The organism is Microbacterium aerolatum (assembly GCF_007988825.1).
GTDB lineage: Bacteria > Actinomycetota > Actinomycetes > Actinomycetales > Microbacteriaceae > Microbacterium > Microbacterium aerolatum.
This window is the reverse complement of sequence record NZ_BJUW01000004.1, coordinates 114,973-139,860: the sequence shown is the minus strand read 5'-3', so window position 1 is coordinate 139,860 and position 24,888 is coordinate 114,973. Positions and strand designations below refer to the sequence as shown.

Genomic DNA, 24,888 nt, shown 5'->3' with positions numbered 1-24,888 from the left:
ATATCCACGGCCGCCCTCGGCCGACGCCGAGGGGCCCACCGGTAGAATCGAGCAGTCCACCTCAGGAGGAGCGCAATGCGGATCACCGGACTCGGCCACGCCGGGATGTTCATCGAGACCACGGGCGGAAACATCATCTGCGACCCGGTTCTCGGACCCTCGTTCTTCGGCTCCTGGTTCCCGTTCCCCGACAACCGCGGTCTCGACTGGGAGAAGATCGGACGCGAAGCGGACTTCCTGTACATCTCGCACCGGCACCGCGATCACTTCGACCCGAAGCTGCTGCAGCGCTACATCCGCAAGGACATCGAGGTGCTTCTGCCGGAGTATCCGATCGATGACCTCGAGCAGGACATCCGCGCCCTCGGCTATGAGAACATCACGTATGCGCCGGCCGGGCAGGTCATCGAGCGCGGCGAGCTGAAGATCATGATCACGCCGCTGCGCGCCCCGAGCGACGGCCCCATCGGCGATTCCTCCCTGAGCGTCGACGACGGCACCGCCTCCGTGCTGAATCAGAACGACTCGCATCCGCTGGACCTCGAGAAACTGATGAGCTTCGGCAAGCCCGACGCGTACTTCACGCAGGTCTCCGGGGCCATATGGTGGCCGATGGTCTACGACCTGCCGGTGGATGCCAAGCAGAACTTCGCGAAGCTCAAGCGCGAGGCGCAGAACAAGCGCGCGATGTACTACATCGAGAAGGTCGATGCGCCGCACGTCTTCCCGATGGCGGGGCCGCCGATGTTCCTGCGCGACGACCTGTTCGACTTCAACGGCTTCGGACGCAACGGTGAGTCGATCTTCACCGACCAGAAGCAGTTCATCGCGCACATGAAGGAACTCGCGCCGCAGTACGACGGACAGCTCTTCGTGCCGGGCACCGTCGTCACGCTGGACAACCGCGAGCTCGTCTCAATCGAGCAGACCCTCTACACGCAGGCCGAGATCGACCACATCTTCGACGAGAAGTGGGACTACCTCGAGGAGCAGCGCGCCAGCCGCCAGGAGGAGATCCGGGCTGAGGAAGCCGAGCGTGCCGAAGCGCTGCCGGCAGACCAGATCCTCGCCGAGATCAAGGCTTGGTGGGAGCCTCTGCTGAAGAAGTCCCGCACCATCCGCCTCGGTGTCGGCGGCTGCGTCCGGTTCCGCATCGGCGACCTCGACATGGTTGTCGACTTCCCGCGGGCCAAGGTGCGCGAGTACGCCGGCGAGGAGTGCATCTACTGGTACACGATCCCTGCGGACCTCGTCTCGACGAACATCCGCGACCGTGAGATCGACTGGTCGAACTCGATCTTCCTGTCCATGCAGTTCTCGGTGGGCCGCAGCGGCAAGTTCAACGAGTTCCTGACCACGTTCCTCAAGTGCCTCTCGGTGGACCGCATCGAGTACGTCGAGAACTGGTACTCGGAGCAGACCGATCAGACCGAGGATGCCGAGGTCGGCGACTGGATCGTCCAGCGCCGTTGCCCGCACCTGCGCGCCGATCTCACCAAGACCGGCAAGGTCGACGAAGAGGGCGTCCTGACGTGCAGCATGCACGACTGGAAGTGGGACCTCAAGACCGGTAAGTGCCTCACCACGACCGGCCACGAGATCCGCGCGCAGCGTTGCCCCGTGACCGAAGACGCGCTGCGCCTCGGCTGAGTCCGCGCCTGCGTGATCGGAGTCCTCGCGCCAGCGAGAACACCGGCAGGGGGCGGAGTCCTCGCGCCAGCGAGAACACCGGGACCTCAGCGGACGGACGATATACTCGACTCATCAGCAACCTTTAACACCGTCCAGAGAGGCGGAGAAGGGAGCGGCGGATGAGCACGCGCACCGTGCTGCAGCAAGCCGATATCTCGCGGGCTCTGACCCGCATCGCGCACGAGATCCTCGAATCGAACCGCGGAGCGGACGGCCTCGTCCTCCTCGGCATCCCGACCAGGGGAGTGGCACTCGCCCAGCGCCTGGCCGCGGTGATCGAATCGATCGCCCAGCAGCCCGTCCCGACGGGAGCACTCGACGTCACCCTTTTCCGGGACGACCTCGCCAAGCACCCGACGCGCTCTCCGCGTCCGACGCAGATCCCGCCCGGCGGCATCGAGGGCAAGACCGTCGTCCTCGTCGACGACGTGCTGTTCTCCGGCCGCAGCATCCGCGCCGCCCTCGACGCGATCCAGTCGATCGGCCGGCCCGCCATCGTGCGCCTGGCCATCCTCGTCGACCGCGGCCACCGCGAGCTGCCGATCCGCCCCGACTTCGTCGGCAAGAACATCCCGTCCGCCCGCACCGAGCGCGTCAACGTGCGCCTCAGCGAGAACGACGGCGTCGATGAGGTGACGATCGGCGAATGAGACACCTCCTCGACACCCAGACCCTCGACCGTCAGACGGCCCTGCGCATCCTCGACATCGCAGAGGACATGTCCGACACCCAGTCGCGTGAAGTCAAGAAGCTGCCGACGCTGCGCGGCAAGACGGTGGTGAACCTCTTCTTCGAAGACTCCACCCGCACGCGCATCTCCTTCGAAGCCGCCGCCAAGCGGCTCTCCGCCGACGTCATCAACTTCGCCGCGAAGGGCTCCAGCGTCTCCAAGGGCGAGAGCCTCAAGGACACCGCGCAGACCCTGCAGGCGATGGGCGCGGATGCCGTCGTCATCCGCCACTCCGCATCAGGCGCACCGCGCACGCTCGCGACCAGCGGCTGGATCTCCGCCGGCGTCGTCAACGCCGGCGACGGCACGCACGAGCACCCCACACAGGCGCTGCTGGACGCCTTCACGATCCGCAAGCGCCGGTTCGGCGCCGACAGCCGGGGCCGCGATCTCGCCGGCATCCGCGTCGTGATCGTCGGCGACGTGCTGCACTCCCGGGTGGCGCGCTCGAACGTGTGGCTGCTCACAACGCTCGGTGCGGAGGTCACGCTGGTATCCCCGCCGACGCTGGTTCCGCAGAACGTCTCGCACTGGCCGGTCCGCGTTCTGTACGACCTCGACGCCGCCCTGGCCGACGGGCCGGATGCCGTCATGATGCTGCGCATCCAGCTCGAGCGCATGAATGCCGCGTATTTCCCGAGTGAGCGGGAGTATTCCCGCACCTGGGGTCTCGACGCCGTGCGCGCGGCCGCGCTTCCGCGGGATAGCATTGTCATGCACCCAGGGCCCATGAACCGCGGCCTCGAGATCTCATCCGCCGCCGCAGATTCGCCCCGCTCGACGGTGCTCGAGCAGGTCACGAACGGTGTGTCCGTGCGGATGGCCGTGCTTTACCTGCTGCTCGCAGGAGAACGAGACGAAGAACGAGGGAGAGACCTGTGACCGAGACCCTCGTGATCGCCGGCGCGCGGATGCTTGGCCGCGACGGCGCCGACATCCTCGTCGAGGACGGCGTCATCGCCGAGATCGGCAGCGGGCTCAGCCGCACCGGCGCGCGCGTCATCGACGCCGACGGCCTCGTAGCCCTCCCGGGCCTCGTCGACCTGCACACGCACCTCCGCGAACCCGGCTACGAAGCCTCCGAGACGATCCTGACCGGCACACGCGCCGCCGCAGCCGGCGGCTTCACCGCGGTGTTCGCGATGCCCAACACCTCACCGGTCGCCGACTCGGCCGGCGTCGTCGAGCAGGAGCTCGCACTCGGCGAGGCGGCCGGCTACGCCACAGTGCAGCCGATCGGCGCAGTCACAGTCGGGCAGAAGGGCGAACGCCTCGCCGAGCTCGGCGCGATGGCGAACTCCCGCGCGAAGGTCCGCGTCTTCAGCGACGACGGCTTCTGCGTCTTCGACCCCCTCATCATGCGCCGCGCCCTCGAATATGTGAAGGCGTTCGGCGGAGTCATCGCCCAGCACGCGCAGGATCCGCGCCTCACCGAGGGCGCCCAGATGAACGAGGGCGTCGTCTCAGCAGAGCTGGGGCTCGCCGGCTGGCCGGCGGTCGCCGAGGAGTCGATCATCGCCCGTGACGTCCTGCTCGCCGAGCACGTCGGATCTCGCCTGCACGTCTGCCACCTCTCCACCGCGGGATCGGTCGACATCATCCGATGGGCCAAGAAGCGCGGCATCGATGTCACCGCCGAGGTCACCCCGCACCACCTGCTGCTGACCGACGAGCTCGCACGCGGCTACGACGCCCGGTACAAGGTCAACCCGCCGCTGCGCCGCGAGGAAGACGTCATGGCCGTCCGTGGAGGCCTCGCCGACGGCACGATCGACATCGTCGCCACCGACCACGCCCCGCATCCCGTCGAGAGCAAGGCCTGCGAATGGCAGGCCGCTGCCAACGGCATGGTGGGTCTGGAGAGCGCACTGCGCGTCGTGCACCAGTCGATGGTGCAGACCGGGCTGCTCGACTGGGCGGACGTCGCCCGCGTCATGAGTGCGACACCGGCCCGGATCGGGATGCTCGAGGGCCACGGAACACCGCTCGAGGTCGGCCGGCCCGCCCAGATCACCCTCTACGACCCCAGCGTCGCCAGCACGTTCAGCGCCGCCGACCTTCACGGTCGCAGCGAGAACTCGCCGTACCTGGGGCGCGAGCTCCCGGGTCGCGTGGAGTGGACCATCCACAACGGCGTCGTCACCCTGGCCGCCGGAACCGTCGTCGAGGAGCTGAACGCGTGAGCATGCGGGACATCGCCATAGCGGTCACGATCGGCGTCGCAGTGCTCGTGCTGCTCGCGATGCTCTTCGCGTGGCGACGACGATTGGGGCGCGACGCGGCGTACAGCGCACCCCTCGGCGTGCCGGAGCATGCCGAGGTCCTCAGCAGGCACGAGGTGCTCTACGTCTCGACCACGCGCCACGATCAGCCCCTCGAACGTCTGGCGATCACGCCTCTCGCGTATCGTGCGCGCGGAGAGGTGACCGTCACGGATCGAGGAGCAGCGCTCTGCCTCGACGGGGCGCCCACCGTGTTCCTCGCCAAGGACAAGCTCGCCGGCATCGACCGCGCCACGGTCACGATCGACCGGGTCGTCGAACCCGGCGGTCTCGTCCGCATCGCGTGGAACGTCGATGCCGGCACCATCGTCGACTCGTATCTGCGCCCGACCGCAGGCGCCCCCGACACTCTCATCTCTGAACTTCAGCGGCTCATCCCCGCACACGACACAGGAGCCACGTCTTGACAAGCTCAACCCCATCGAACGACCGGATGCCGGCACCCGCCGTGCTCGTACTGGAAGACGGCACCCGGTACCCAGGACGCGCCTACGGCGCCGAGGGAACCACCCTGGGCGAGGTCGTCTTCTCCACCGGAATGTCCGGCTACCAGGAGACCCTCACCGACCCGTCGTACGCGGGCCAGATCGTCCTGCAGACCGCACCGCACATCGGCAACACCGGCATGAACGACGAGGACACCGAGTCCCGCCGCATCTGGGTCGCCGGCTACATCGTGCGCGACCCCTCGCGCGTCGTGTCGAACTGGCGCGCGAACGCCTCGCTCGACGAGATTCTCGTCCGCGACGGCATCGTGGGCATCAGCGGCATCGACACGCGAGCCGTCACGCGCCGCATCCGCTCGGACGGATCCATGCGCGGCGGCATCTTCTCGGGTGCGGATGCCGCGCTGGACGCCGACGAGCAGCTGCGCCTCGTGCAGCAGGCTCCCGAGATGAGCGGCCAGAACCTGTCGGCTCAGGTGTCGGTCGACGTCGCCACCGTCACGGCGGCCGTGGGGGAGCGGATCGGCAACCTTGCCGTGCTCGACCTCGGCGTCAAGCAGGCTACGATCGACAACCTCGCCGCGCGCGGCTTCGAGGTACACGTCCTGCCGCAGACCGCCAGCATCGAAGAGATCCGCGCAATCGACCCGGTGGCGGTGTTCTACTCCAACGGTCCTGGCGACCCGGCGGCGTCGGGGGACCACGTCGAGCTGCTGCGCTCGGTGCTGGACGACGGACTGCCGTTCTTCGGGATCTGCTTCGGCAACCAGCTGCTGGGCCGCGCCCTGGGCCTGGGCACCTACAAGCTGCCCTTCGGCCACCGCGGCATCAACCAGCCGGTGCTTGACAAGTCCACCGGCAAGGTGGAGATCACCGCTCACAACCACGGCTTCGCGGTCGAGGCCCCGCTGGAGGGCTCCTTCGACAGCCCCAACGGCTACGGCAAGGTCGAGGTCAGCCACGTCGGGCTGAACGACAACGTCGTCGAGGGCCTCCGCGCTCTCGACATCCCGGCGTTCTCCGTGCAGTACCACCCCGAGGCCGCGGCCGGCCCGCACGACGCCAACTACCTGTTCGACCGCTTCCGCGACCTGGTCATCGCGCACATCGAGAAGAAGGACACCAAGTAATGCCGAAGCGCGACGACATCAAGTCCGTCCTCGTCATCGGCTCCGGTCCGATCGTCATCGGTCAGGCCTGCGAGTTCGACTACTCCGGCACCCAGGCGTGCCGCGTGCTGCGCGAGGAGGGCGTGCGCGTCATTCTCGTCAACTCCAACCCGGCCACGATCATGACGGATCCGGACTTCGCCGACGCGACCTACATCGAGCCGATCACCCCGGAGGTGATCGAGACGATCATCGCGAAGGAGAAGCCCGACGCGATCCTCCCCACCCTCGGTGGCCAGACCGCGCTCAACGCGGCCATGGCTCTGGACGCGCAGGGCATCCTCGCCAAGTACGACGTCGAGCTCATCGGCGCGAAGGTCGATGCGATCAAGAAGGGCGAGGACCGCCAGATCTTCAAGGAGCTCGTCATCGAGGCGGGCGCCGATGTCGCGGCATCCGTCATCTGCCACTCCATGGACGACCTGCTCGCCGGTGCTGAGAAGCTCGGCTACCCGCTCGTCGTCCGCCCCTCGTTCACCATGGGCGGCCTGGGTTCCGGGTTCGCGTACGACGAGGAGGACCTGCGCCGCATCGGCGGTGCCGGCCTGCACGACTCGCCCACGAACGAGGTGCTCCTGGAGGAGTCGATCCTCGGCTGGAAGGAGTACGAGCTCGAGCTCATGCGCGACACGGCCGACAACACGGTCGTCGTCTGCTCGATCGAGAACGTCGACCCCGTCGGCGTGCACACGGGTGACTCCATCACGGTGGCTCCGGCGCTGACGCTCACCGACCGCGAGTACCAGAAGATGCGCAACATCGGCATCGACATCATCCGAGCCGTCGGCGTGGACACCGGCGGCTGCAACATCCAGTTCGCCGTCGATCCGGCCAACGGCCGCATCATCGTCATCGAGATGAACCCGCGCGTCTCGCGGTCGAGCGCCCTGGCGTCCAAGGCGACCGGCTTCCCGATCGCCAAGCTCGCCGCCAAGCTCGCCCTCGGCTACCGCCTGGACGAGATCCCCAACGACATCACCGGCGTCACGCCGGCGAGTTTCGAGCCCACGCTCGACTACGTCGTCGTCAAGGTGCCGCGCTTCGCGTTCGAGAAGTTCCCGGCCGCTGATGCCACGCTCACGACGACCATGAAGTCGGTCGGCGAGGCCATGGCGATCGGCCGCAACTACACGACCGCTCTGCAGAAGGCACTGCGCTCGCTCGAGAAGCGCGGCTCCAGCTTCCACTGGGGCGAGGAGACCCGCTCGGTCGACGAGCTGCTCGAGATCTCGAAGACCCCGACCGACGGCCGCATCGTCACCCTGCAGCAGGCGCTGCGCCTCGGCGCGACCGCGGAGCAGGCGTTCGAGGCGACTGCGATGGACCCGTGGTTCATCGACCAGATCGTGCTGATCAACGAGGTCGCCGAGATCGTGCGCGCTGCTGGCGAGCTCGACGCCGACACGTTCCGCCACGCCAAGGAGCACGGCTTCTCGGATGCGCAGATCGCCGAGATCCGCGGCATCTCCGAGGTCGAGGTGCGCACCGCCCGCCACGGGTTCGGGCTCCGCCCGGTCTACAAGACGGTCGACACCTGCGCCGGAGAGTTCCCCGCACTGACCCCGTACCACTACTCGAGCTACGACTTCGAGACCGAGGTGGCGCCCTCCGACCGCACGAAGGTCGTCATCATCGGATCCGGTCCGAACCGCATCGGCCAGGGCGTCGAGTTCGATTACTCCTGCGTGCACGCGTCGTTCGCGCTGTCGGATGCCGGTTACGAGACCGTCATGGTCAACTGCAACCCCGAGACCGTCTCGACCGACTACGACACCAGCGACCGCCTGTACTTCGAGCCGCTCACGCTCGAGGACGTGCTCGAGGTGCTCGACGCCGAAGCGGCGAGCGGCACGATCCTCGGCGTCGTCTGCCAGCTCGGCGGCCAGACGCCGCTGGGTCTCGCGAAGGGCATCCAGGCCGCCGGTTACACCGTGCTCGGCACGAGCCCCGAGGCGATCGACATCGCCGAGGAGCGCGAGCTGTTCTCGCAGCTGCTCGACAAGGCCGGACTCGTCGCACCCCGTCACGGCACCGCGATCGACGCCGACGGCGCGGTCGCGATCGCCGAGGACATCGGCTACCCGGTGCTCGTCCGCCCGAGCTTCGTGCTCGGCGGACGCGGCATGGAGATCGTCTACGACACCCCGAGCCTGCGCGACTACTTCGTGCGCACCGCCGGTGAGGTCATCGTCGGCCCCGGCACGCCGCTGCTCGTCGACCGCTTCCTCGACGACGCCATCGAGCTCGACGTCGACGCGCTGTACGACGGCCAGGAGCTGTACATCGGCGGCGTCATGGAGCACCTCGAAGAGGCCGGCATCCACTCCGGCGACTCCAGCTGCACCCTGCCGCCGATGTCGCTCGGCCGGAGCGACATCGACCGCGTCCGCGAGGCGACGCTCGCCATCGCCGAGGGCGTCGGCGTGCGGGGGCTCCTGAACGTGCAGTTCGCGATCAGCGCCGGCGTGCTCTACGTCATCGAGGCCAACCCGCGCGCCAGCCGCACGGTGCCGTTCGTCTCCAAGGCGCTCGGCATCCCGATGGCGAAGGCCGCCAGCCGCATCATGGCGGGCGCGAGCATCGCGGAACTGAAGGACGAGGGGCTGCTGCCCGCGTCCGACGGATCGCGCGTCCCGTTGGACGCCCCGGTCTCGGTGAAGGAGGCCGTGCTGCCGTTCAAGCGGTTCCGCACCAAGGACGGCAAGATCGTCGACTCCGTGCTCGGCCCTGAGATGCGCTCGACAGGTGAGGTCATGGGCATCGACAAGGACTTCCCGACCGCGTTCGCGAAGAGCCAGGCCGCTGCCTACGGCGGGATGCCGACCTCGGGCACCGTGTTCATCTCGGTGGCCGACGCGGACAAGCGCGCCGTGATCCTGCCGGCGCACCGCCTGCAGCAGCTCGGCTTCACGCTGGTCGCGACAGAGGGAACCGCTGAGATCCTCTCCCGCAACGGCATCCCGGTGACGGTCGTCGCGAAGTACAGCGAGACGCAGGCCGGTGGCGGCGAGAACATCGTCGACCTCATCAACGACGGGCAGATCGACATCGTCGTGAACACGCCGTCGGGTGGTGCGGCGCGCGCCGACGGCTACGAGATCCGCGCGGCAGCCGTGGCAGCGGACAAGGCGCTGTTCACGACGATCGCGGTGCTCGGCGCAGCGGTCAGCGGAATGGATGCCGCCGACGAGGGCTTCGACGTCAAGAGCCTGCAGGAGTACGCGCTCGATCGTCAGGCGGCCCTGTGACCGGTTCCTTCGGTGAGCGGGTCCGTGCGGCGCTGGCCGCGCGGGGCCCGCTCTGCGTCGGCATCGACCCGCATGCGGCGCTGCTCGAGTCCTGGGGGCTCGAGGATTCCGCTGCCGGCGTGCGCGAGTTCGGGCTGCGCACCGTGGATGCCGCGGCATCGCGGGTCGGCATCGTCAAGCCTCAGGTGTCGTTCTTCGAGCGCTTCGGCTCCGCCGGTTTCGCGGCGCTCGAAGACGTGCTGCGGGCCGCACGGGATGCCGGCCTGATCGTGATCGCCGACGCCAAGCGCGGCGACATCGGTACGACCATGGATGCCTACGCCGCGGCCTGGCTCAGCCCGGGCTCGCCCCTGGAGGCGGACGCGCTGACGGTCAACCCGTTCCTCGGCGTCGGCGCTCTCGACACCACCTTCACGCGTGCGCAGGAGCATGGCAAGGGCGTTTTCGTCCTCGCCGCCACGAGCAATCCGGAGGCGGCCGGTGTGCAATGCGCCCGCACCGCGGCAGAGCAGGCGGTCTCAGCGGAGATCGTGGCGCAGGTGAGCACGCGCAACGCGCACAGCACGCCGTCGGGCGAGTGGGGGAGCCTCGGCTTCGTCATCGGAGCGACGGTCGACTGGACGGACGCCGGCCTCACGCGGTTCTCACCTCCCGCCCCGATCCTCGCTCCCGGATTCGGCGCCCAGGGCGCCGGTCCCGCCGACCTGCGTGCGCGCTTCACAGCATCCGCGGCGATGGTGATCGCCTCCGAGAGCCGCAGCATCCTCTCCGCCGGCCCTGACGGCATCGCCACGGCGATCGACACCCGCGTCGCCGACTACCGGAAGGCTCTCGATGTCTGAGCGCACTGTCCCCGAAGTGGATCGGGCCGCTGCCGCGCGCCGTGCCGTGGAGCGGCGCCGCGCGCGAGCGGCGCTGAAACGCGACCTGACGATGCGGGTCGTGACTCCGCAGTCCATCGCAGCCCAGGCGTTCGCCGACGCGGAGTCGGTGGCAGGCTCGATGCGCATCACGGACTTCCTGCTCGCCCTTCCCGCGATCGGGGTGGGCAAGCGCGACCGCATCCTGCTCGACCTCGATATCTCGCCGGTGAAGCGCCTCGGCGGTCTGGGCGTTCGGCAGCGCGTCAGCCTCACGAACTGGCTCGATGAGCGATTCCCGGCGTCCGAGCCGCGCGCAGGACGCAGCAGGCTCCTGGTGCTCGCCGGCCCGACGGCGGTCGGCAAGGGCACCGTGGCCGCGTACATCCGCGAGCACCACCCGGAGATCCATCTCTCGGTGTCGGCGACGACACGCGCGCCCCGCCCGGGCGAGATCGACGGCGTGCACTACTACTTCGTCGACGACGCCGAGTTCGACCGTCTCATCGCAGACGGCGAGCTGCTCGAGTACGCGGTCGTCCACAACCGCTCCCGCTACGGCACGCCCCGCGCGCCGATCGACGCGGCTCTCGCCGATGGGAAGACGGTCCTGCTCGAGATCGACCTGCAGGGCGCACGGCAGGTGCGGGCCGCGGAACCGTCCGCGACGCTGATCTTCCTGCTGCCGCCGTCCTGGGACGAACTCGTCCAGCGGCTGGTCGGCCGCGGCACGGAGAACGAGGAAGAGCGAGCCCGTCGCCTGCGCACCGCAAAGGTCGAGTTGGCCGCTCAGAGCGAGTTCGATTTCCGCATTGTGAACGAGGACGTCGCCGCAGCAGCGCGCGAGGTCGTAGAATTGTCTGAGGCAACCGCGCGCTGAACGCTTTCGCGCGCCCGCCGATTCGACTTCGCGACGAACCCGTCGCCTGATCTGGAGGTCCCACCATGGCCGGACACCACACCAAGGGCATCATCGACCCGCCCATCGACAACCTGCTCGACCGCGTCGAGTCGAAGTACGAGCTGGTCATCTACGCGTCCAAGCGCGCCCGCCAGATCAACGACTACTACGCAGATCTCCACGAGGGCAACCTGTTCGACAACGTCGGACCGCTGGTCGACTCGTCCGTCGAGGACAAGCCGCTGACCATCGCGCTGCACGAGATCAACGAGGACAAGCTCCGCCTTCGCCACGCCGAGTGAAGGCAGCCTCCTAGATGAGCGCACTGCGCCTTTTCACATCTGAATCCGTCACCGAGGGGCACCCCGACAAGATCTGCGACCAGATCTCGGACAGCATCCTCGACGGCCTGATCGCCAAGGACCCGGCGTCACGCGTCGCGGTCGAGACCCTGGTCACGACCGGTCTCGTGCACGTCGCCGGTGAGATCCGCACCGAGGCGTACGTCGACATCCCCACGATCGTCCGCGAGGTCGTGAACGGCATCGGCTACACCTCCAGCGAGACCGGCTTCGACGGAGACTCCTGCGGCGTGAGCGTCTCGGTGGGGGAGCAGTCCAGCGACATCGCCCACGGCGTCGACCTCGCGCAGGAGCACCGCGACGGCAGCTCCAGCGACGCCCTCGACGGTCTCGGTGCCGGCGACCAGGGCATCATGTTCGGCTTCGCCACCGTCGAGACGCCCGAGCTCATGCCGATGGCCGGTCACACGGCGCACAGGATCGCGGAGCGCCTCACCGAGGTTCGCCGCTCCGGCGAGCTCGGCTTCCTGCGACCCGACGGCAAGACGCAGGTCACGCTCGGCTACGAGGGCTTCACCCCCAAGACGATCGACGCCGTCGTGCTGTCGACTCAGCACCACCCCGACGTGTCGCAGGACGAGCTCACCGAGCAGGTGCGGCGACTGGTCATCGACCCGGTGCTCGAGAACACCGGCCTGGAGATGCCGTCCAGCGATCGCTACTTCATCAACCCCGCCGGTCCCTTCGTCACAGGCGGGCCGAAGGGCGACGCCGGCCTCACCGGCCGCAAGATCATCATCGACACGTACGGCGGTGCCGCACGCCACGGCGGCGGCGCCTTCAGCGGCAAGGACCCGTCGAAGGTCGACCGCTCCGGCGCCTACGCCATGCGCTGGGTCGCCAAGAACGCGGTCGCCGCAGGGCTCGCAGATCGGCTCGAGGTGCAGGTGGCGTACGCCATCGGCGTCGCACGTCCCGTCGGACTGTACGTCGAGACGTTCGGCACCGGCCGCGTCTCCGACGAGGTGATCACCGACGCCATCCGGAAGGTCTTCGACCTGCGCCCGCAGGCGATCATCGAACAGCTCGACCTGCTGCGTCCGATCTACCGCCAGACCGCCGCGTACGGCCACTTCGGCCGCGAACTGCCCGACTTCACCTGGGAGCGCACGGACCGCGCCGACGAGCTGCGCCGCGCCGCGGGGCTGTGATGCGCACGCGCGGAGCCCGGCTTTGAGCCGGCGCGTCGCGCGGGTGCTGCTGGACTCCCCCCTCCCGCAGCTGGACCGCCTGTTCGACTACGTGCTGCTCGACGAGCTCGGCGACGTCCCGGTGGGTGCGCGGGTGCGCGTGCCGCTGCGCACCGCCGGTCGCATGATCGACGCGTATGTCGTCGAGGTGGCCGAGGAGGACGACTCGGAGCGCCCTCTCTCGACCGTGGAGAGCATCATCTCGCTCGTGCCGGTTCTGCCGGAGCGGCTGTACCGGCTCGCGCGGCGTGCGGCGGACCGCGCGGCCGGTTCGGCATCCGACATCCTGCGTCTTGCGGTGCCGAAGCGCCAGGTGCGGGTGGAGAAGGCGTGGAAGGCCGATTCGCCGACTCCCGTGCCGGCCGCGGATGCCGTGGAGCGGGCGGATGCCGTGCTCGGAGAGTACGACGGCCTTGCGACACTGATCGACGATCGTGGACGAGCCGCGATCGAAGCGATCCCCGGAGTTCGCGACGGGATCCTGCGCTGGACCGAACTGCTCGCCGCTGCCGCGGTGCGGGTGCTGGCATCCGGGGCATCCGCGATCATCGCCGTCCCCGATCATCGCGACCTCGACCGGCTGCTGGCGACGCTCGAGGCGTTCGTCCCCGCCGAGGCGATCGTCCGGCACGACTCGCGGCAGACGAACCCCGACCGCTACCGCGGTTTCCTGCGCACGCTGGAGGACGCCCCGTGCATCGTGGTCGGCAATCGCTCGGCGGTGTACGCCCCCGTCCAGGCCGGGCTGGTGGCCATCTGGGACGACGGCGACCCGCTGTACAGCGAACCGCTGGCGCCGTACGTCCACGCCCGCGACGCCCTGCTGCTCCGGCAGGAGCAGGAGGGATCTGCGCTGCTGTTCGCCGGCCACACGCGCACGACCGACGTCGAGCGGCTCGTGCAGCGCGGCTGGCTCACCGATGTGCGCGCCGAGCGCCGCATCACCCCTCGGGTCGTGCTGAGCAGCCCGCAGGAGATGGAGCAACCAGCCCAGCGCGTCCACTCCGGCGCCTTCGCGGCCGCGCGCAAGGCGACCGAGGAGGGCCCGGTGCTCGTGCAGGTCGCACGCCCCGGCTTCGCTCCGACGCTCGTGTGCGCCGACTGCCGCGCGCCCGCCCGCTGCGCGCACTGCGGGGGACCGCTGGGGGCCGCCCATCGGGGAGCAGTGCCGGTGTGCGGCTGGTGCGGTCGTTCTGCGCGCGCGTGGCACTGCAGCGCGTGCTCGTCGACGAAGCTGCGCCTGGCGGCGTCGGGCAGTGAGCGCACCGCTGACGAGCTCGGTCGCGCGTTCGCCGGTGTGCGGGTCATCGTCGCCGACGGCGCCCACCCCGTCGAGAGGGTCGAGGCGAAGCCGGCGCTGGTGGTCGCGACGCGCGGCGCCGAGCCGACAGCCGATGGCGGTTACCGCGCCGTGCTCCTGCTGGACGGGCCGCGGATGCTGCAGGCACCCGACCTGCGCATCGGAGAGTCCTGCCTGCGCTGGTGGTCGAACGCAGCGGCCCTCGCGGCCCCCGGCGCACCGATACACCTCGTCGGCGTCGACGGCCCCGTCGGCCGGGCGCTAGCGACCTGGACGCAGCCGGCCTACGCGCGGTCCGAGCTCGACAGCCGCGCGCCGCTGCACCTCCCTCCTGCCACCAGGGTGGCGCTCGTCGAGGGGCTGCCGGCATCTGTGGCGCGCGCGATCGACGGACTTCGCGAGCTCCCGCTTCCCGCGGACGCCGTTCTCGGGCCCGTGCCGGTCGAGAGCGACCCCACATCGGACAAGGGCGACACCGGGCGCGTGCGCGCGCTCGTCCGATTCGAATACGCCGCGGGCCCAGCCGTCGCGACTCGTCTGCGCGCCGCCGTCGTTGCGGAGGCAGCTGGCCGGCGACGGCGGCGAGGGCAGAGCAACCGGATCCCCCTGTCCGTCCGCCTCGATATGCTCGATCCTGAGCTTTGACCCCTTCCGGAGCACCTTCATGCGCATCGTCTTCGCCGGTACACCGACGGCAGCAGTACCGACACTCCGCACCCTCGCGGCCTCGCACGACATCGCCGCGGTGATCACCCGCCCCGACGCCCCGCTCGGCCGCAAGCGCGTGCTCACGCCATCTCCGGTCGCCCAGGCGGCGGAGGAGCTCGGGCTCCCCATCCTCAAGGCGGCCCTGCTCGACGATGAGGCCACCGGCAGGATCGCCGCGCTCCGCCCCGAGCTCGGCGTGATCGTCGCCTATGGCGGGCTCGTCCGCGAGCCGCTGCTGTCGACGCCGGATCGTGGTTGGATCAACCTGCACTTCTCGCTGCTGCCGCAGTGGCGCGGCGCCGCACCCGTGCAGCGCGCGCTGATCGCCGGGGACGACGTGCTCGGGGCGAGCGTGTTCCAGCTCGTGCCCGCACTCGACGCCGGCGACGTGTTCGCGGCGCGGACCGTCGACGTTCCCATGGATGCCACGGCAGATGTCGCGCTCGACGTGCTCGCAGAGGACGGCGCGCGCCTCACCGCCGACGTCGTGGCGGGCATCGCGGACGGCACCGCGGTCGCGCAGCCTCAAGGAGGGGAGGCCACAACGGCGGCCAAACTCGTCTTCGAGGACGGCGCACTGGACTGGAACGAGCCGGTCGCAGCCGTTTACGCCCGGTTCCGCGGGGTCACCCCGGAACCCGGTGCGCACACCACGGTCGGCGGCCTGCGAGTGAAGATCCTCGCTGCAGCGCCCGCCGACGGCGCCGACGCCCTCGAGCCCGGCGAGATCGCCGCCACCAAGAACGCCCTCCTCATCGGCACCGCCACCACGCCGCTCGCTGTGAGCCGCGTGCAGCCGGCCGGCAAGCCCGCCATGAACGCCGTCGACTGGTGGCGCGGATTCCGCAGCAGCGACACGATGCGGGCGGGATCATGAGCGCCCCCAGGCGGCGTCCGGCCCGCACGCCGCACAACAGCACCGGCGGCGCGACCCAGGCGCGGCGGGTGCAGCCGGCGCGGCGCGTCGCCTACGACGTGCTGCGGGCCGTGAACGACTCGGATGCGTACGCGAACCTTCTGCTGCCGTCGGCGATCACTGCGGCATCCCTCAGCCCGCAGGACGCGGCGCTGGCGACCGAGCTCACCTACGGCGCGCTGCGCCGGCGAGGCGCGTACGACGCTGTCATCGCTTCGGCCGCGGGTCGTACCGTCGATGAGATCGACCCGGCAGTGCTCGACGCGCTCCGGCTCGCCACGCACCAGTTGCTGTCCACCAGGGTCGCCTCGCACGCCGCCGTCAACGAATCCGTCAATCTCGTGGCCGCCGAACTCGGCAGGGGACCGGCGGGCTTCACCAACGCCGTGCTCCGCCGCATCTCGCGTGACACCCCTGGGCAGTGGCAGGAGCGCATCGAGCAGGCCGCCCGTTCTGATGATGAGCGGCTCGGTCTGCGAACCGCGCACCCGGTCTGGGTGATCCGCGCCCTGCGCCGCGCACTCACGGCCGAGGGCAGGGCCGACGAACTCGAAGACCTCCTCGATGCGGACAACGCGGCCCCCGAGGTGACGCTCGTAGCGCTCCCTGGGCTTGCCGAAGCCGGCGAACCGCGGCGTCCGTACGCCGCGACCGCCTTCGGCTCGCCGGGCGGCGACCCGCAGCGCGTGATCAGCGCCTCGGGCGGCACCGTACGCGTCCAGGACGAGGGTTCGCAGCTCGTCGCGCTGGCGCTGACTGCCGCGAAGCCGATCGCGGAGGGGGAGAAGTGGCTCGACCTGTGCGCCGGCCCCGGCGGCAAGACCGCTCTGCTCGCGGCGGTCGCAAGGCAGCACGACGTCACACTCGAGGCCAACGAGGTCGTCCCCGCGCGCGCCGGGCTCGTCCGGGGCGCTCTGAAGGCAGTCCCCGGCGATGTCACGGTGCACGAGCAGGACGGCCGCGACCTGACCGCCGCGAATCTCGGCGGGTTCGACCGGATCCTCGTCGACGCCCCCTGCACGGGTCTCGGTGCCCTCCGCCGGAGGCCGGAGGCGCGCTGGCGCAAGTCGCCCGCCGATGTCGCCGAACTCGCCCCGCTGCAGGCGCAGCTCCTCTCCGGTGCGCTGGACGCCCTCGCACCGGGCGGAATCGTCGCGTACGCGACCTGCTCGCCCCACCTCGCCGAGACCAGCGGAATCGTCGCCGAGGTGCTGCGCGGCCGCGACGACGTCACGGAGCTGGATGCCGCGGCCGTCGTCTCCGATCTGGTCGAGAGCCCCATCGACCTCGCCGGCGACGGAACCGGACGCGTGCAGCTGTGGCCGCACCGTCACGGCACCGACGCCATGTTCCTCGCCCTGTTGCAGCGCAACCCACAGGAGTAGACCGATGAGCCTTCCCGCAGCGCCCCGCATCAACCCGAGCATCCTCTCGGCCGACTTCGTGAACATGCAGGCCGATCTCGCGCGCATCGCGACCGCCGATTTCGCCCACGTGGACGTCATGGACAACCACTTCGTCCCGAACCTCACGTTCGGGCCGCAGATGGTCGAGCGCATCCAGGCGACGAGCCCGATCCCGCTCGATGTCCATCTGATGATCGACGATCCGGACCGCTGGGCCCCCGGCTACGCCGAGCTGGGCGCCGCCAGCGTCACCTTCCATCTGGAGGCCGCGTCCGACCCGGTGGCTCTGGCCAGGCGGCTGCGCGACATCGGCTCGCGCGCGGGCGTCGCGATCAAACCCGGAACGGCGGGGGACGCGCTCTACGACATCCTCGACGAGTTCGATCAGGTCCTCGTGATGACCGTCGAGCCCGGATTCGGCGGTCAGGGCTTCATACCCGAGACCATGCCGAAGCTGAGCGCACTGGTCGCGGAGGCCCGCAGGCGCGGTTCGAACGCCTGGTTCCAGGTCGACGGCGGCATTTCCGACGCGACCATCGCACAGGCGGCCGCAGCCGGTGCCGACACCTTCGTCGCGGGCTCCGCCGTCTACGGCGCGGACAGCATCGAGGCGGCCATCGCCGGGCTTCGAGAGCGTGCCCGAGCCGGTAACCTGGAATCGTGAAGACTTTCGACGAGCTGTTCGCCGAGCTCAGCGTCAAGGCCGAGACCCGTCCAGAGGGATCGGGCACGATCGCCGAGCTGGACGCCGGCGTGCACACCATCGGCAAGAAGATCGTCGAAGAGGCCGCCGAGGTCTGGATGGCAGCCGAGTACGAGTCGGATGCCGAGGCCGCCGAAGAGATCTCGCAGCTGCTCTATCACCTTCAGGTCATGATGCTCGCGAAGGGGCTCACGCTCGAGGACGTGTACCGACATCTCTGATGCGCCCCGCCTCGTTCCCCTGATCTGAAAGCTCCCCATGCTGCGCATCGCTGTTCCCAACAAGGGCTCGCTCGCCGAGACCGCCGCCGAGATGCTCGCCGAGGCCGGATACGCCGGTCGACGCGACTCCAAGACCCTGCACGTCATCGACGCCGCCAACGACGTCGAGTTCTTCTTCCTCCGCCCACGCGACATCGCCACCTACGTGGCATCCGGTGCGCTCGACGTCGGCATCACCGGCCGCGACCTGCTGCGGGACGTCCCTCAGCAGGCCCGCGAGATCGAGGCGCTCGGCTTCGCACAGTCCACATTCCGGTTCGCAGCTCCTCCCGGACGCTTCGAGGGCATCCAGGATCTCGCCGGCATCCGCATCGCGTCGGCCTATCCAGGGCTCGTCGACGCGTTCCTGCGTGAGAACGGCGTCGAGGCGACGCTCGTGCCGCTCGACGGCGCCGTCGAGTCCGCCGTGCAGCTCGGAGTCGCCGACGCGATCGCCGATGTCGTCGAGACCGGCACCACGCTGCGTCAGGCGGGACTGGAGATCTTCGGCCCGGTGATCATCGAGTCCGAGGCTGTGCTCATCAGCCGCCCCGGCGACGTCGAGGGCACCGAGCGCCTGCTGCGCCGCGTGCGCGGCGTGATCGTCGCACGGCGCTACGTGCTGCTCGACTTCGATCTGCCGGCGAACCTCGTCGAGAAGGCGGCCACGATCGCCCCCGGTCGCGAGTCCCCGACCATCTCCCCGCTGCAGGACCCCGAGTGGGTCGCCGTACGGGTCATGCTGCCCCGCAAGGGCATCAACCAGGTGATGGACGACCTGTACTCGATCGGCGCGCGCGCCCTGCTGGTCACCGCCATCCACGCTGCGAGACTGTGATGACCCTCACCAGTCGCGTCATCCCGTGCCTGGACGTCGCCGCAGGACGTGTCGTGAAGGGCGTGAACTTCGAGAACCTGCGCGACATGGGCGATCCCGTCGAACTCGCCGCGCACTACGCGGCCCAGGGCGCGGACGAGATCACCTTCCTCGACGTCACGGCCACGGTCGATGACCGCTCCACGACCTACGACGTCGTGCAGCGCACGGCCGAGCACGTCTTCGTCCCGCTCACGGTCGGCGGGGGAGTGCGCAGCGTCGAGGACGTCGCGCGTCTGCAGGGTGTCGGCGCCGACAAGATCGGCGTCAACTCCGCAGCCATCGCCCGCCCCGACCTGATCGGCGAGATCGCCGACCGGTTCGGCGCGCAGGTGCTCGTGCTCTCCCTCGACGTGAAGCGCGCCCCCGGCACGCACTCCGGATTCGTCGTGACCACGCACGGCGGCCGCACGGCGACGACCCTGGATGCCGTCGACTGGGCCCGCGAGGCGATCGAACGCGGCGCGGGCGAACTGCTGGTGAACTCGATCGATGCCGACGGCACCCGCGACGGATTCGACCTCGAACTCGTCCGGCTCATGCGCGAGGTCTCATCCGTCCCCGTCATCGCCTCCGGCGGAGCGGGCGCGGTCACGGACTTCGCACCAGCCATCACAGCAGGCGCGGACGCCGTGCTCGCCGCGAGCGTGTTCCACTCGGGAGCACTCACCGTGGGCGACGTGAAAGACGCCATGCGCGCAGAAGGGATCTTGGTCCGATGAGTGATCTCGAAGCGCGAATCGCCCAGGTCGCCTGGAACGCCGACGGCCTCGTGCCCGCGATCGTGCAGCAGTGGGACACGCGCGAGGTGCTCATGCTCGCCTGGCTCGACGCCGAGGCTCTGCGCCGCACTCTCACGACCGGTCGAGTCACCTACTGGTCGCGGTCACGCCAGGAGTACTGGCGCAAGGGCGACACCTCCGGCAACATCCAGCGCATCAAGGAGGCACGTCTGGACTGCGACGGGGACGCCATCCTGCTGTACGTCGACCAGACCGGCCCCGCCTGCCACACCGGCACTCGCACCTGCTTCGATGCCGCGGATCTGGAAGCCAACGACGGCGTGACCGAATGAACATCGCGCGGCGTGGTCGCAGCGTCTCGGTGATCGGGCTGCTGCTCGCCGGAGGCATCGGCATCATCTCGTCGACGCAGACCTGGCTGACCGTGACGAGGGCGGATGCCGGCGAACCGATCCTGGTCGCCGGTGCCGATGCCATGGCGCTGCTGGCGCCACTCAGCCTCGCTGTGCTCGCCGTCGGCGCAGCCCTCGCGCTCGTCGGCAGGACGCTCAGGTACATCTTCGCCGCGCTCGCCCTGTCCGCCGGAGTCCTGCTGACCTGGTGGACGGCGGAGATCCTCTTCGCGACCCCGATCTCTGCCGTCGCGCCGACGGTCACCGAGACGACAGGCCTCGCAGGCAGCACCACGATCGCCGATATGATCGCGACGATCGAACCCTCGACCTGGCCCGTGCTGGCCCTGATCGGCTGGGTGCTGCTGATCGTGACGGCCCTGTTCGCGCTTGCGACGGCGCACCGCTGGAAGAGCGGCGGACGCCGCTTCCGCACCGACGCCGCAGCCCACGCCGACGGGGACGGACCGGTCGACGCGATCGATTCCTGGGACGACCTGTCGCGTGGGACCGATCCGACCCGGTGACCCCGATAGACTGATTGACACACCCACGACCGCTTCGGAGGAGAACATGACCAACCCGATCGCCGACCCCGGCCACGGACACTCGCCTGCGGCCTGGACCGCCGTGGTGGTCATGCTGTTCGGCTTCTTCGCCGGCACAATCGCCTTCTGCCTCGAACAGCCCGTCTTCGTATGGGTGTCCGTCGGGATCATCGTGATCGGGCTGCTGCTCGGCTGGATCCTCGCCAAGGCCGGTTACGGCGTCAACGGACCCAAGTACACGCCGAAGGGCCACTGATGGTGCTCGCCGACCTCACGGCCGGCGCAGTCGAAGACGCAGAGCGTCGCGCGCTCACGCGCCCGGTGGCCGAGGTCGAGAAGGCGGCTCTGGCGCGCCCGGCGGCCCGCGACGTCCTCGCAGCACTCGCCCCGGCATCCCGCGTCAAGATCATCGCGGAAGTCAAGCGCGCGAGCCCGTCCCGCGGCGCCCTGGCCGAGATCCCCGATCCCGCTCACCAGGCCTCGCTCTACGAGACCGGCGGCGCCTCGGCGATCAGCGTCCTCACCGAGGAACGCCGCTTCGGCGGGTCGCTCGCCGACCTCGAGGCCGTCACCACCCGCGTGGCCCTGCCCGTCCTGCGCAAGGACTTCATCGCGACGCCATACCAGGTGCTCGAAGCCCGCGCCGCCGGTGCCGATCTTGCCCTGCTGATCGTCGCAGGACTCGAGCAGAAGGTGCTGCAGGAGCTGTACGCGCTGATCCTCGAACTCGGCATGACACCACTGGTCGAGACCCACTCGGCGGAGGAACTCGAAGTCGCAATCGACCTCGGGGCCTCCCTCATCGGGGTCAACGCACGCAACCTGTCGACCTTCGAACTGGACCGCGATCTGTTCGGGCGACTCGTCGACCGGATTCCTGCCGGCACCATCAAGATCGCCGAGTCCGCCGTCCTCGAGCCTGCCGACGTGACCCACTACCGCGCCGCGGGGGCCGATGTCGTCCTGATCGGCGAGGCGCTCGTGACCGGCGACCCGGTCGCCACGCTGCAGAGCTTCCTCGATGCCGGCGACGACGAGCGGAGGGGATCGCTGTGAGCCTGCGTGACCAGCACGGACCGTTCTTCGGCGAGTTCGGGGGGCGCTACATGCCCGAATCGCTCATCGCCGCGATCGACGAGCTCACTGTCGCCTATGAGGCCGCCATCGCCGATCCGGAGTTCCGCGCCGAGCTCGCGCAGCTGCTCGGCTCCTACGCGGGCCGCCCGTCTGCCCTCACGGAAGTGCCGCGTTTCGCCGCGCACGCCGGGGGAGCGCGCGTCTTCCTCAAGCGCGAAGACCTCAATCACACCGGCAGCCACAAGATCAACAACGTCCTCGGACAGGCGCTGCTCACCAAGCGACTGGGCAAGACGCGCGTGATCGCCGAGACCGGTGCCGGCCAGCACGGCGTCGCCACGGCGACCGCTGCGGCCCTGTTCGGCCTGGACTGCACGATCTACATGGGCGAGGTCGACACTGAGCGTCAGGCGCTCAACGTCGCCCGCATGCGCCTGCTCGGCGCCGAGGTGGTTCCGGTCACGACCGGTTCACGCACGCTCAAGGACGCCATCAACGACGCCTACCGCGACTGGGTGGCGACCGTCGAGAAGACCAACTACATCTTCGGCACCGCAGCCGGCCCTCACCCGTTCCCCGCCATGGTGCGCGACTTCCAGAAGGTCATCGGCGAAGAGGCCCGCCAGCAGCTCCTCGACGAGATCGGGCGCCTGCCCGACGCGGTCGTCGCCTGCGTCGGCGGCGGCTCCAACGCCATCGGCATGTTCGATGCGTTCCTCGACGACGAGAGCGTGAAGCTCTACGGCGTCGAAGCAGCCGGCGATGGCGTCGACACCGACAAGCACGCGGCATCCATCGAACGCGGTCGACCGGGCGTGCTGCACGGTGCGAAGACCTATGTGCTGCAGGACGAGGACGGGCAGACCATCGAGTCGCACTCGATCTCCGCCGGCCTCGACTATCCGGGCGTCGGCCCTGAGCACTCCTGGCTCGCCGACATCGGCCGCGCCGAGTACATCCCGGCCACCGACGACGAGGCGATGCAGGCGCTGCGGCTGCTCAGCCGCACGGAGGGCATCATTCCGGCGATCGAATCCGCCCACGCCCTGGCAGGGGCGATCCGCCTCGGCCAGGAGATGGGTGAGGACGCGGTCATCGCGGTGTGCCTCTCCGGTCGCGGCGACAAGGACATGGACACCGCCGCCCGCTACTTCGAGCTGTACGACGCAGATGCCGTGGAGGAGACCCGATGAGCCGCGTCGAAGCCGCCATCCAGAAGGCCAGGGATGCCGGACGAGGGGCCTTCATCGGCTATCTCCCCGTCGGTTTCCCCGACCTCGAGACCAGCATCAAGGCAGCGATCACGCTCGCCGAGAACGGCGTCGACATCATCGAACTGGGCCCGCCCTACAGCGACCCGGTGATGGACGGACTCGTCATCCAGCAGGCCACGCAGGCGGCACTGGCGAACGGGTTCAAGATGCGTGACCTGTTCACGGCGGCGCGCGAGATCACTGCCGCAACCGACGTCCCGGTCGTCGTGATGACCTACTGGAACCCGGTCATGCAGTACGGCGTCGACCGCTACGCGGACGACCTGCTCGCCGCCGGCGGCGCAGGGCTCATCACCCCCGACATCACCCCGGAGGCCGCGGCCGACTGGATCGCCGCCAGCGAGCGCACCGGGCTCGACCGGATCTTCCTGGCCGCGCCGTCGTCGACCGACGAACGCCTCGAGCTGGTCGCGAAGTCCTCCACCGGTTTCGTGTACACCGTCTCGACGATGGGCATCACGGGGGAGCGCGCGTCGCTCGACCAGGCCGCCCGCACGCTCGTGGCGCGGCTGCGCGAACACGGCGTGCAGAACGCCTGCGTGGGAATCGGCATCTCGACCGCCGATCAGATCGCCGGTGTGATCGACTACGCGGACGGCGCGATCGTCGGCACCGCCCTGGTGCGCGCGCTCGGCGACGGCGGGCTTCCCGCCCTCGCCGACGTCACCAGGAACCTCGCTGCAGGCACGCCGTCTGCAGTCCGCTCACACGAGAACTAGAATCGCACTCATGTCCCTCGCGTTCCACACCGCGCTCAACGGCGCGCTCACCAGCATCCCCAGCCCCGAGGTCAGCTACTTCGACCTCGGCCCGCTGCGGATCCACTTCTACGCGCTGTGCATCATCGCCGGCATCGTCGTGGCCACGCTGATGACCAACCACCGCCTCACCAAGCGGGGAGCCGAGCCCTGGGTCGTGATCGACATCGCGATCCTCGCCGTGCCGCTCGCCATCATCGGCGCGCGCATCTTCCACGTGCTCACCCACCCGAACTTCTACTTCGGCGAGGGCAAGAACACCTGGAACCCGTTCGAGCCCGGCTCGGTATGGGCGATCTGGGAGGGCGGCATCGCCATCTTCGGCGCGCTCATCGGCGGCGCCGTCGGCGCGTACCTGGGATGCCGGTGGACGGGCATCCGGTTCTGGTCGTTCGCCGACGCGCTCGCACCTGGACTGCTGCTGGCACAGGCCATGGGTCGCTTCGGCAACTGGTTCAACCACGAGCTGTTCGGGCTTCCCACCGACCTGCCCTGGGGACTCGAGATCGAATCCGACAACGCCGCGTTCCCCCCTGGCCTCGCCGAGGGCACGCTGTTCCACCCCACGTTCCTGTACGAGGTCATCTGGAACGGGGTAGGCGTGATCTTCCTGCTCTGGATCGGCAAGCGACTCCAGCTGCAGTGGGGCAAGCTGTTCGCGATCTACCTCATCTGGTACAGCGCAGGACGCATCCTGTGGGAGTCCATCCGCATCGATCCGAGCGAGATCATCCTGGGCCTGCGCAGCAACGTGTGGGCCGCGATCATCGGCGTCGTCCTCGGCATCGTGATCCTCATCGTGCAGACCCGCCGGCACCCCGGAACCGAGCCCTCGCCGTACATGGCGGGCCGGGGCCGGAAGGATGCGGACGCTGATGTACAATCGCAGAACGATCTCGATGATTTCGTCGACGTGAGCGAGCCTCCGGCCGAAGTCACCGTCGGAGCCACCGCCACAAGCACTGCTCCCAGTACCGAGGACGGTTCCCGATAACCCTCCTCGTCGAGTGAGGAATCCATTGCACTGAACGAGTGGGCCGACGACG

General features: G+C 69.3%; 24 protein-coding genes and 1 pseudogene. All 25 read left to right on the top strand.

Annotated elements, in window-relative coordinates:
* Positions 1-75 precede the first annotated feature (75 nt).
* On the top strand, positions 76-1,650 hold the full coding sequence (locus tag MAE01_RS06090) for a Rieske 2Fe-2S domain-containing protein (RefSeq protein ID WP_147038670.1): 1,575 nt from the start codon (positions 76-78) through the stop codon (positions 1,648-1,650).
* Between the two features lie 158 nt (positions 1,651-1,808).
* Positions 1,809-2,342, top strand: a pseudogene (pyrR, locus tag MAE01_RS06085) (bifunctional pyr operon transcriptional regulator/uracil phosphoribosyltransferase PyrR); the annotation flags it as partial.
* Complete coding sequence (locus MAE01_RS06080) at positions 2,339-3,304, top strand: aspartate carbamoyltransferase catalytic subunit (RefSeq protein ID WP_147038668.1); 966 nt, start codon at positions 2,339-2,341, stop codon at positions 3,302-3,304. The pseudogene pyrR and the gene MAE01_RS06080, both read left to right, overlap by 4 nt.
* On the top strand, positions 3,301-4,605 hold the full coding sequence (locus MAE01_RS06075; RefSeq protein ID WP_147038667.1) for a dihydroorotase: 1,305 nt from the start codon (positions 3,301-3,303) through the stop codon (positions 4,603-4,605). The genes MAE01_RS06080 and MAE01_RS06075 overlap by 4 nt, the downstream gene beginning before the upstream one ends.
* Before the next feature lie 2 nt (positions 4,606-4,607).
* Positions 4,608-5,111: a PH-like domain-containing protein gene (locus MAE01_RS06070; protein WP_229718216.1), complete on the top strand. Its 504-nt coding sequence runs from the start codon at positions 4,608-4,610 to the stop codon at positions 5,109-5,111.
* A gap of 26 nt (positions 5,112-5,137) precedes the next feature.
* Entirely contained in the window at positions 5,138-6,280 is a 1,143-nt protein-coding gene (gene carA / locus MAE01_RS06065; protein WP_147038812.1) for a glutamine-hydrolyzing carbamoyl-phosphate synthase small subunit, read from the top strand.
* Positions 6,280-9,567, top strand: coding sequence for a carbamoyl-phosphate synthase large subunit (gene carB, locus MAE01_RS06060; RefSeq protein ID WP_147038665.1), 3,288 nt, complete (start codon positions 6,280-6,282; stop codon positions 9,565-9,567). The genes carA and carB overlap by 1 nt, the downstream gene beginning before the upstream one ends.
* Positions 9,564-10,409: an orotidine-5'-phosphate decarboxylase gene (gene pyrF, locus MAE01_RS06055; RefSeq protein WP_147038664.1), complete on the top strand. Its 846-nt coding sequence runs from the start codon at positions 9,564-9,566 to the stop codon at positions 10,407-10,409. The genes carB and pyrF overlap by 4 nt, the downstream gene beginning before the upstream one ends.
* Positions 10,402-11,307, top strand: a complete 906-nt coding sequence (gene gmk, locus MAE01_RS06050; RefSeq protein ID WP_147038663.1) for a guanylate kinase — start codon at positions 10,402-10,404, stop codon at positions 11,305-11,307. The genes pyrF and gmk overlap by 8 nt, the downstream gene beginning before the upstream one ends.
* Positions 11,308-11,372: 65 nt before the next feature.
* Positions 11,373-11,630 (top strand): DNA-directed RNA polymerase subunit omega, encoded by a 258-nt coding sequence (gene rpoZ, locus MAE01_RS06045; RefSeq protein ID WP_033107065.1) that lies wholly within the window; start codon positions 11,373-11,375, stop codon positions 11,628-11,630.
* Between the two features lie 14 nt (positions 11,631-11,644).
* Positions 11,645-12,841, top strand: a complete 1,197-nt coding sequence (metK, locus tag MAE01_RS06040; protein WP_147038662.1) for a methionine adenosyltransferase — start codon at positions 11,645-11,647, stop codon at positions 12,839-12,841.
* 22 nt (positions 12,842-12,863) lie between these two features.
* The gene (locus MAE01_RS06035; RefSeq protein WP_147038661.1) at positions 12,864-14,825 is read left to right on the top strand and encodes a primosomal protein N' family DNA-binding protein; all 1,962 of its coding nucleotides are present in this window, start codon (positions 12,864-12,866) and stop codon (positions 14,823-14,825) included.
* A gap of 19 nt (positions 14,826-14,844) precedes the next feature.
* Positions 14,845-15,765 (top strand): methionyl-tRNA formyltransferase, encoded by a 921-nt coding sequence (gene fmt / locus MAE01_RS06030; RefSeq protein WP_147038660.1) that lies wholly within the window; start codon positions 14,845-14,847, stop codon positions 15,763-15,765.
* On the top strand, positions 15,762-17,189 hold the full coding sequence (locus MAE01_RS06025; RefSeq protein WP_147038659.1) for an RsmB/NOP family class I SAM-dependent RNA methyltransferase: 1,428 nt from the start codon (positions 15,762-15,764) through the stop codon (positions 17,187-17,189). The genes fmt and MAE01_RS06025 overlap by 4 nt, the downstream gene beginning before the upstream one ends.
* 4 nt (positions 17,190-17,193) lie before the next feature.
* The gene (gene rpe / locus MAE01_RS06020) at positions 17,194-17,874 is read left to right on the top strand and encodes a ribulose-phosphate 3-epimerase (RefSeq protein ID WP_147038658.1); all 681 of its coding nucleotides are present in this window, start codon (positions 17,194-17,196) and stop codon (positions 17,872-17,874) included.
* Positions 17,871-18,134, top strand: a complete 264-nt coding sequence (locus MAE01_RS06015) for a phosphoribosyl-ATP diphosphatase (RefSeq protein ID WP_147038657.1) — start codon at positions 17,871-17,873, stop codon at positions 18,132-18,134. Before rpe ends, MAE01_RS06015 begins: the two co-directional genes overlap by 4 nt.
* A gap of 37 nt (positions 18,135-18,171) precedes the next feature.
* The gene (hisG, locus tag MAE01_RS06010; protein WP_147038656.1) at positions 18,172-19,011 is read left to right on the top strand and encodes an ATP phosphoribosyltransferase; all 840 of its coding nucleotides are present in this window, start codon (positions 18,172-18,174) and stop codon (positions 19,009-19,011) included.
* Entirely contained in the window at positions 19,011-19,772 is a 762-nt protein-coding gene (gene hisF, locus MAE01_RS06005) for an imidazole glycerol phosphate synthase subunit HisF (protein WP_147038655.1), read from the top strand. The genes hisG and hisF overlap by 1 nt, the downstream gene beginning before the upstream one ends.
* Positions 19,769-20,125, top strand: a complete 357-nt coding sequence (gene hisI, locus MAE01_RS06000; protein ID WP_147038654.1) for a phosphoribosyl-AMP cyclohydrolase — start codon at positions 19,769-19,771, stop codon at positions 20,123-20,125. The genes hisF and hisI overlap by 4 nt, the downstream gene beginning before the upstream one ends.
* Positions 20,122-20,712, top strand: coding sequence for a Trp biosynthesis-associated membrane protein (locus MAE01_RS05995; RefSeq protein WP_147038653.1), 591 nt, complete (start codon positions 20,122-20,124; stop codon positions 20,710-20,712). The genes hisI and MAE01_RS05995 overlap by 4 nt, the downstream gene beginning before the upstream one ends.
* Before the next feature lie 46 nt (positions 20,713-20,758).
* Positions 20,759-20,989 carry an HGxxPAAW family protein gene (locus tag MAE01_RS05990; RefSeq protein WP_147038652.1) on the top strand — a complete coding sequence of 77 codons (231 nt, stop codon included), beginning with the start codon at positions 20,759-20,761 and terminating at the stop codon, positions 20,987-20,989.
* A 2-nt stretch (positions 20,990-20,991) separates the two neighbouring features.
* A complete protein-coding gene (trpC, locus tag MAE01_RS05985) occupies positions 20,992-21,789 on the top strand; it encodes an indole-3-glycerol phosphate synthase TrpC (protein ID WP_186806146.1) in 798 nt (265 codons plus the stop codon).
* Positions 21,786-23,003 (top strand): tryptophan synthase subunit beta, encoded by a 1,218-nt coding sequence (gene trpB / locus MAE01_RS05980; RefSeq protein WP_147038650.1) that lies wholly within the window; start codon positions 21,786-21,788, stop codon positions 23,001-23,003. Before trpC ends, trpB begins: the two co-directional genes overlap by 4 nt.
* Complete coding sequence (gene trpA / locus MAE01_RS05975; protein ID WP_147038649.1) at positions 23,000-23,803, top strand: tryptophan synthase subunit alpha; 804 nt, start codon at positions 23,000-23,002, stop codon at positions 23,801-23,803. The genes trpB and trpA overlap by 4 nt, the downstream gene beginning before the upstream one ends.
* Before the next feature lie 10 nt (positions 23,804-23,813).
* The gene (gene lgt, locus MAE01_RS05970) at positions 23,814-24,836 is read left to right on the top strand and encodes a prolipoprotein diacylglyceryl transferase (protein ID WP_147038648.1); all 1,023 of its coding nucleotides are present in this window, start codon (positions 23,814-23,816) and stop codon (positions 24,834-24,836) included.
* Positions 24,837-24,888 lie beyond the last annotated feature (52 nt).

What these genes read in the sequence shown, in the direction of transcription:
- carA (WP_147038812.1), top strand. Translation starts at nt 5,138, where the DNA reads ATGCCGGCACCCGCCGTGCTCGTACTGGAAGACGGCACCCGGTACCCA.
- fmt (WP_147038660.1), top strand. Translation starts at nt 14,845, where the DNA reads ATGCGCATCGTCTTCGCCGGTACACCGACGGCAGCAGTACCGACACTC.
- trpA (WP_147038649.1), top strand. Translation starts at nt 23,000, where the DNA reads ATGAGCCGCGTCGAAGCCGCCATCCAGAAGGCCAGGGATGCCGGACGA.
- MAE01_RS06090 (WP_147038670.1), top strand. Translation starts at nt 76, where the DNA reads ATGCGGATCACCGGACTCGGCCACGCCGGGATGTTCATCGAGACCACG.
- gmk (WP_147038663.1), top strand. Translation starts at nt 10,402, where the DNA reads ATGTCTGAGCGCACTGTCCCCGAAGTGGATCGGGCCGCTGCCGCGCGC.
- MAE01_RS06025 (WP_147038659.1), top strand. Translation starts at nt 15,762, where the DNA reads ATGAGCGCCCCCAGGCGGCGTCCGGCCCGCACGCCGCACAACAGCACC.
- MAE01_RS06070 (WP_229718216.1), top strand. Translation starts at nt 4,608, where the DNA reads ATGCGGGACATCGCCATAGCGGTCACGATCGGCGTCGCAGTGCTCGTG.
- metK (WP_147038662.1), top strand. Translation starts at nt 11,645, where the DNA reads ATGAGCGCACTGCGCCTTTTCACATCTGAATCCGTCACCGAGGGGCAC.
- MAE01_RS06080 (WP_147038668.1), top strand. Translation starts at nt 2,339, where the DNA reads ATGAGACACCTCCTCGACACCCAGACCCTCGACCGTCAGACGGCCCTG.
- hisG (WP_147038656.1), top strand. Translation starts at nt 18,172, where the DNA reads ATGCTGCGCATCGCTGTTCCCAACAAGGGCTCGCTCGCCGAGACCGCC.
- MAE01_RS05990 (WP_147038652.1), top strand. Translation starts at nt 20,759, where the DNA reads ATGACCAACCCGATCGCCGACCCCGGCCACGGACACTCGCCTGCGGCC.
- lgt (WP_147038648.1), top strand. Translation starts at nt 23,814, where the DNA reads ATGTCCCTCGCGTTCCACACCGCGCTCAACGGCGCGCTCACCAGCATC.
- MAE01_RS05995 (WP_147038653.1), top strand. Translation starts at nt 20,122, where the DNA reads ATGAACATCGCGCGGCGTGGTCGCAGCGTCTCGGTGATCGGGCTGCTG.
- hisF (WP_147038655.1), top strand. Translation starts at nt 19,011, where the DNA reads ATGACCCTCACCAGTCGCGTCATCCCGTGCCTGGACGTCGCCGCAGGA.
- rpoZ (WP_033107065.1), top strand. Translation starts at nt 11,373, where the DNA reads ATGGCCGGACACCACACCAAGGGCATCATCGACCCGCCCATCGACAAC.
- rpe (WP_147038658.1), top strand. Translation starts at nt 17,194, where the DNA reads ATGAGCCTTCCCGCAGCGCCCCGCATCAACCCGAGCATCCTCTCGGCC.
- hisI (WP_147038654.1), top strand. Translation starts at nt 19,769, where the DNA reads ATGAGTGATCTCGAAGCGCGAATCGCCCAGGTCGCCTGGAACGCCGAC.
- carB (WP_147038665.1), top strand. Translation starts at nt 6,280, where the DNA reads ATGCCGAAGCGCGACGACATCAAGTCCGTCCTCGTCATCGGCTCCGGT.